This is a genomic window from Intrasporangium sp. (genome assembly GCF_036566125.1).
In the GTDB taxonomy this organism is placed as follows: domain Bacteria; phylum Actinomycetota; class Actinomycetes; order Actinomycetales; family Dermatophilaceae; genus Intrasporangium.
Map to the genome: position 1 here is coordinate 1 of NZ_DATCWX010000172.1, position 6769 is coordinate 6769.

Here is a 6769-nt window from a genome sequence, read left to right on the forward strand (position 1 = left end):
GAACGGCCGCGGACGGCCACCGCCTCCGCCGCCTCCGCTGTATTGGGCGTCGCGAGCGCGCAGCCGGGGATGGGCGGCGCACCGCGCGGATGCGGGTCCCAGATGACGGGCACGTGTGCGGCCCGGGCAGCGAGTGCCCGCCGCAGCGGCTCCAGGCTGCTGGTCCCAGCGCCGTAGCAGGAGACCAGGATCCCGTCGGCCGCCTCGAGCGCCTCCAGCGCCTGCCGCGGCAGTGGCCCGCGTGGCGTGGCGGGTCCCCCCTCGTCGAGCCGGGCCACGACCTGATGGGCGATCCGGATCCGGCACTTCGTCCGGGTCGCTCCCTCGTGCCCGAGGGCGACGAGACCGACTCCGGCCGCAGCCAGGCCTGCCCGAACCTGCTCTCCCGCCGCGTCATCCGCCACAGGAGCGATGAGCGTGACCGCGACGTCTGCCTCCGCTGCCAACACGGCAGCGAGCCCGGCACCGCCCGGCCCCTCGTCGACCCGCTCCACGTCGATGACGGGCGCGGGCGCGTCGGGACACAGCCGCGTCGTCGAGCCAACGACCTCCCGGTCGAGGAGGGCATCGCCGACGACGACGAGGTTTCCCCGGCTCACGACGTCCTCCGTAGGGGCGCTCCCTCGAGCATGGACCGGGCCGCGAGGACGCTGTCCATGGCCGCGCAGAGCGCGTGGATGATCACCAAGTGGACCTCCTGGATCGCGGCGGTCGACCCGGCCGGTACGGCGATGGCGCTGTCCGCCATCGCGGCGAGCGGATTCGGAGCCGGTCCCGTCAGCGCCCACACCGTGAGACCGATGTCGTGGGCTCGCTTGGCCGCGTGCAGCACGTTGCTGCTCGTCCCGCTCGTCGACAGGAGGATGACGATGTCCCCCGGCCGGCCGTGCGCCTCCACCTGTCGGGCGAACACCTCGTCGCCCCCGTAGTCGTTGAGGATCGCCGTGAAGCTCGACGACTCAGCGTGGAGGGAGATCGCCGACAGAGGACGCCGCTCTGCCAGGAACCGGCCGACCAGCTCAGCGGTGAGGTGCTGCGCCTCCGCCGCGCTGCCGCCGTTGCCGGCCGCGAGCACCCGTCCGCCGTCGGGAAGGGACCGGGCGAGCTGTTCGCCCCACGACTGGACGAGCGGCCATGCGTGCTCGACCTCCACGAGACCGTCCCTCAGCTCGCGCTCGTGACGCTCGAGCCACGAGTGGCCCAGCACCACGTCGCCCCAGTCCCCGGGAAGCTCCGATGCGTGCGGCACCGGGAGGGCGCTCCCGTTCAGCGGGGTCCGCGCCACGTCGACGAGGATCTGCTCTGTGGCCGCTGCCACGATCGACCAGTCGAAGCGCTGGAGTGCACGGCGGCGAGCCTCGGCGCCGATCCGGGCCCGAGCCGCAGGGTCGGCCAGCAGCTCGCGGACCACCTCCGCCAGCGCGCTCGGGTCCCCCGGCTCGACGAGGCGGCCGGTCAGCCCGTCGATGACGGAGTCGAGCAGCCCTCCCACGGCATGCCCGACGAGCGGCCGACCACACGCCGCCGCCTCCAGCGGGGTGATCCCGAAGGGCTCGTACCGCGGAGTCGAGAGGACGACATCGGCCCACCGGTAGTGCTGGGGCATGTCCTCGTGGGCGATTCCACCGAGCAGGCGGACGCGGTCGGCGACACCTGCCTCGCGAGCGATCTCGAGCAGGCGCTGTGCCTCCGGATCGTCCTGAATGCGGCTCACGTCGGGGCCTCCGGCGATCGCGAGCTCGGCGTCCGGGATCTCCGCGAGCGCCCTGATGACCGTGTCGCACCCCTTTCGGGGCACGAGTCGACCGACGACGAGCAGACGCGCCGGACGGTCCTCATCGCCGCCGCCCCCGTCGTCATGGGCACCGTCATCGTGGGCGTGGTTGGGATGGTGGCCGGGGCGGAACAGCGCCGTGTCGACGCCGCACGGGACGACACGCGCCCGGTGCACCGGAGCACCCATGGCGCCGAGCTCCGCCACCTCGTCGGAGCAGGTCGCGATGATCCGGTCGACCTGCCAGGCGAGCTGGCGCTCGAGGTCGATCCGGTCGGCCGGGCTGGTGTCGTCCGCGCCCTGGTGGCGCTGTTTGACCGTCCCAAGGGCGTGGAAGGTCTGGGCGACCGGGACACCGACCGCCTGGGCGGCCTGGACCGTCGCCAGGCCGGACATCCAGAAGTGGGCGTGGGCCACGTCGGGCGGGCCCTGGGCCCGCCAGTCCTGCTCGAGCCAGCGTCCGAACTCCGGCATGAAGGGCAGCAGCTCATCCTTCGGCACCGGTCGTGGCGGGCCCGCGGGGACGTGCACCACCGTGACTCCGGGCGCGAGGGGAACCCGCTCGGCGAGGGACTCATCGTCCCGCCGCGTGTAGACGCAGACGTCGTGGCCACGCAGCCCGAGGTGCCGGGCGAGGGCGTCGACGTGCACGTTCTGACCTCCGGCGTCAACGCCACCGAGGACGGCCAGCGGGCTGGCGTGCTCGGAGATGAGGGCGATCTTCACGAGGTCACCTCCTTGAGGACGTGGTCCCAGCTGTCGAGGAACCGATCGAGGGAATAGCGGGAGAGGACGTGGGCGCGGGCGGCTGCACCGTGCCGCCGTGCGGTTTTCGGGTCATCGAGCCACTCCTGAGCGGCGGCCTGCAGGCGAGCGAGGTCATTCGAGACGACGCCGGCCTCGGGTGGCACCGCCTCGGGGGCCTCGGTCGTCGACAGGGCGAGGACCGGCAGGCCGAGGGCCATCGCCTCGAGCATGGCCAGCCCGAGACTCGTCCACCGGTAGGGGTGGAAGTAGGCCCGATGCCTGCCCAGCGCGGCGTGCAGCTCCGCTTGGCTCAGGTCGTGGGTCCGCCCGGCCAGGTCCACGCCGCGTTCCCGGGCCACGCCGACCAGCGCGTCGGTCTGCATCCCGTAGACGCGCACCGGGACGAGCCGCGCCATCCGGAGCAGCAGGTCCGTGCCGGCGACCCGCCAGCGACGCACCGGCTCGTTGACGACCGCCGCGAGGCTCGCGTCCTCGCCGGTGTAGCGGTGGCCGGGGTCGGCTATACCGTGCTCGACGACGAAGACCTCGTGGTCGCCGCAGTCCCACGCCATCGCGTTGAAATGCGTGACATGGACAAGGGGTATGCCGCTGAGCCGGCTCTCGCGCGTCACCGCGTGCCGGGTGCCCACCGCAGTTCCCGTCGGAGTGTTGTGCTCGACGTAGACGGCAGGTACGTCCACACCGGCCCGCAGGCCCGTCCACTGCTCGAGCAGCTCCGCCTCGTGTGGGCGCTGGAGGACGGCGACGTCGAACGGCTCGTCCCGCAGGTCGGCGACCTTCACCTCCCGGGCCCGCGCCGGCCAGTCCCACGTCAGGGCTCTACCGCGGCCGTCGGCGTCGCGATCCGGTGTCAGCGGGATGACGTAGTCGTGCCGTCCCGAGACGAACGACGTCATCCACGAGCCGTGCACGTGCCAGGCGAGGATCCTCATGCGACCACCACCTCTGAGCCCACCAGCTCACGCACCGCGTCGACGACCTCGTCTCCGGAAACGCCTGAGAGGCAAGGATGCCCGTCGATCGGGCACTCGCGGGCCCGCGTACCGCGGCAGCCGGCGTACTGGTCGCCGAGGACCCGGGCCGGGACTCCCCACGGGCCCCACCGCTCCACCGGCACGACCGGGGCGAACAGGCTGACCACGGGCGTGCCCACGGCGGCAGCGAGGTGGGCGGGGCCCGAGTTGACGGAGACGACACACTGGGCGCCGGCGAGGATCTGGGCGAGCTCTGCGAAGCTGGTCCGCCCGCGTGCATCAGTGACCGGCCTGCTGTCGGCTGGCGCGAGCGAGCCGACCCGTGGCGGCGGGTCGGCGGGGGCGGAGAACGCTCCAGTGACGACCACGTGCCAGCCGGCCGCGAGGAGCCCGTCCACCAGGTCGGCGGTCTGCGGGTCGGGGATGGAGCGGGAGGAGACCGATGCCGTCGGGTGGACGACCACGTAATTCTGCGGCAGCGACGCCGCCAGTCCTGTGGGCTGACCGAGGGGTCGCAGGCGCAGGCGGAGGTCGTCACCGCGCGGCAGCTCGTGCCCGGCCGCACGGGCAAGTGCGAGCGCTGCCCGCACCTCGTGCCCGCCCTCTGGTCCACCGGTGTCCGGTGCACCGTCGGCCAGACGACGATGCCGGACGTCGAGCAGGGAACCGGCATAGTCCTCACTGGTGCCAGCGACGCGCCGGATGCCGGCCAGCCGGGCGAGCAGCGCCATGGGCAGCGGGCTCTGGTGGAACGAGGTGAAGATGACCGCCTCGTCGTAGCCGCGCTCCCTCAGCAGCTCGACGAGCGCGAGCACGCCTGGCGAGTCGACGGGTGGCGGTTCGTAGCCGACCCAGGGCGCGTCGAAGGTGATGACGTCGTCGATGCCCGGGAGCAGCTCGGCCGCGGGCGCGCCGGCCGGCGAGACGAGCAGGTCGAGGCGGCTTGCTCCGGTGCGCAGCGCGCGCAGTGCCGGTCCCATGAGGAGGACGTCCCCGAGGCTGTCCAGGCGCACGGCGAGAATGGAGCGACGCGGTTCAGGCACGGGTTCGCCCCCGCGCCAGAGCGACGTCGACTGCGGCGGACAGGGTCTGCGCCACCCACGGTGCCGACTCGATCTCCTCTGTCCTGGTCACGGGCGTGGGCACGAGGATCCCCGTCGCCCCCGCCGCACGCGCCGCCAGCACGTCCGCCCCGATGTCGCCGATGACGACGCACCTCGTCGGGTCGACCCCCAGGCGCCGGGCCGCCGCGCGAACGAGTCCGGGCCGTGGCTTTCGACACTCGCAACCATCGTCGGGCCCGTGGTGGCACACTTCCCATGCGTCGAACGGCCCGATCGCTTGGTCGATCCGCTCGTTGACGGCGCGGACGTCGTCCGTGCTGATGAGGCCGCGCGCCACGCCTGATTGGTTGGTGATGACTGCGACACGAATTCCCTTGATGCGCAGGCGATCCACCGAGTGACGAGCGTCAGTCATCGGCCGGACGTGAGCCGGGTCGCCGTTGTAGGGGACGTCCTCCACGATCGTGCCGTCCCGGTCGAAGAGGACCGCCTTGACGGAAGGGGGCCACGGCTCGGCGTTGCGGTGCCGCCACCAACCGGTGAGCCGGTGCACCACGGCGAGAGGGGGAATCACGCCGCTCGTCCACGCCATCGTGGCGACCTCACGGGGCGTCCTTGGTCCGGGTGCGATGCGGCGCAGCATGAAGTCGCCGGTGAGTCCCACCCACGTGGCGGCGCCGAGGGCCCCCATTCGGGTGCTGCGCATCCCCAGGCCGGCCAGCGCTGCCGCTGCCGCCACCGTCGTCGCCACGTGCCAGGGCAGCCGGCCTCGACCGGTCCCCGCCCGACGGCGCCAGTCCCTCCCATGCAGACGGCGCATCAGGGCGTCGTCGATGTTGCCACGCTGCACGCGCACGCTCACCGACGGATCGGCCGGCCGCACGGGGTGCACGATGTGCCGCTCCCCCACCTGGAGCTCCCAGCCCGCCTCGCGAACTCGCAGGGCGAGGTCCGCGTCCTCGCGGTAGGCCCGTGGGAAGCGTTCGTCGAAGCCGTCGACCGCTGCGAGCGCCGCCGCGCGGTACGCCATGTCCGCGGTGGCCCACTCCGCCTCCTCGAGACCGGCCGTCGAGCGCTCCCAGTCGGTCGTCCGGCGCCCTTCGGGCCGGGGCACGCGAATCCGTCCCTGCACCCCGGCGACCCGGTCGCCGGCGCCGTCGAGATCGCGCTGGAGCGCGAGCGCCCAGCCCTCCGGCACGACCACGTCGTCGTCGAGGAAGGCGATCCACGCGGTGCGGGCGAGGCGTGCCCCGAGGTTGCGGGCCGCTGCAGGACCCCGGCCCAGCCCCGGCACGATGCGCACGGAGAGCCGGCCGGCGACCTCGTCGGGCACCTCGATCGGCGGGGCGGGTTCGGGACGATCGTCCACCACGATGACCTCGGCTGCCGAGAAGCCCTCCTGACGAGCCAACCCGATGAGCAGCTCGGCCAGCGTGGGTCGCCCCACGGTGGGAATGACGACGGTGTATCCCGTCGCCAGCCGAGCCAATCCGACCCCTGCCGTCACGACGAGGATCCCTGCGCAGTGAGGGCGGCGCGCCGCACGAGGTGTGGGCCGAGGACGAGCGCGTCCACCGGCGTCGATCCGAAGAGCTCGAGAGCTTCCCTCGGGGCGTCCACCATGGGACGTCCTGCGGTGTTCAGGCTCGTGTTGATGACGACGGGCAGGCCGGTCCTGTGCTCGAAGTCGCGGATCACCCCGGCCAGTCGCGGCTGAGTCGCCGCGTCGACCGTCTGGATACGAGCCGTGCCGTCGACGTGGACGACGGCCGGGATGCGGTCGACCCACTCCGGAGCCACGCGGTGGACGAAGAGCATGTAGGGACTCGGGATCGGCCCCTCGCGGAAGATCTCGTCGGCCCGGTCCACGAGCACCATGGGCGCGACGGGTCGGAACTGCTCGCGACCCTTGACGTCGTTGAGCCGCTCGAGGTTCTCGGCGTGGCCCGGATGGGCGAGCAGGGACCGCTGGCCCAGGGCCCGAGGCCCGAACTCGCTCCGGCCGTCAAACCACGCGATCACCCCGTTGGCGGCTAGGAGATCCGCGACCTCACCGGCCAGGTCATCGGGAGTCGTGAACGGCACTGCGGCCGTGCGCAGCGCTGCGGCCAGCTCGTCATCGGTCCAGCCACGGCCGAGAGCCGCAGTCGTGAAGGGCTCGGTGAGTGTCGGGCCGCCGTTGTCGCGGG

At 72.8% G+C, this 6769-nt stretch carries 6 protein-coding genes; all 6 read right to left on the bottom strand.

Annotated features, from left to right (window positions below):
- Positions 1-599 (bottom strand): PfkB family carbohydrate kinase (locus VIR15_RS10480; RefSeq protein ID WP_331927423.1); only part of this gene is annotated, 599 nt, incomplete at its 3' end.
- Entirely contained in the window at positions 596-2500 is a 1905-nt protein-coding gene (locus VIR15_RS10485; RefSeq protein ID WP_331927424.1) for a glycosyltransferase, read from the bottom strand. The genes VIR15_RS10485 and VIR15_RS10480, both read right to left, overlap by 4 nt.
- On the bottom strand, positions 2497-3474 hold the full coding sequence (locus tag VIR15_RS10490; protein WP_331927425.1) for a glycosyltransferase: 978 nt from the start codon (positions 3472-3474) through the stop codon (positions 2497-2499). Before VIR15_RS10490 ends, VIR15_RS10485 begins: the two co-directional genes overlap by 4 nt.
- Entirely contained in the window at positions 3471-4529 is a 1059-nt protein-coding gene (locus tag VIR15_RS10495) for a glycosyltransferase family 9 protein (RefSeq protein WP_331927426.1), read from the bottom strand. Before VIR15_RS10495 ends, VIR15_RS10490 begins: the two co-directional genes overlap by 4 nt.
- A gap of 22 nt (positions 4530-4551) precedes the next feature.
- A complete protein-coding gene (locus VIR15_RS10500) occupies positions 4552-6087 on the bottom strand; it encodes an HAD-IIIA family hydrolase (RefSeq protein ID WP_331927427.1) in 1536 nt (511 codons plus the stop codon).
- A partial coding sequence (locus VIR15_RS10505) for a carbamoyltransferase C-terminal domain-containing protein (RefSeq protein ID WP_331927428.1) occupies positions 6084-6769 on the bottom strand: 686 nt, incomplete at its 5' end. The genes VIR15_RS10505 and VIR15_RS10500, both read right to left, overlap by 4 nt.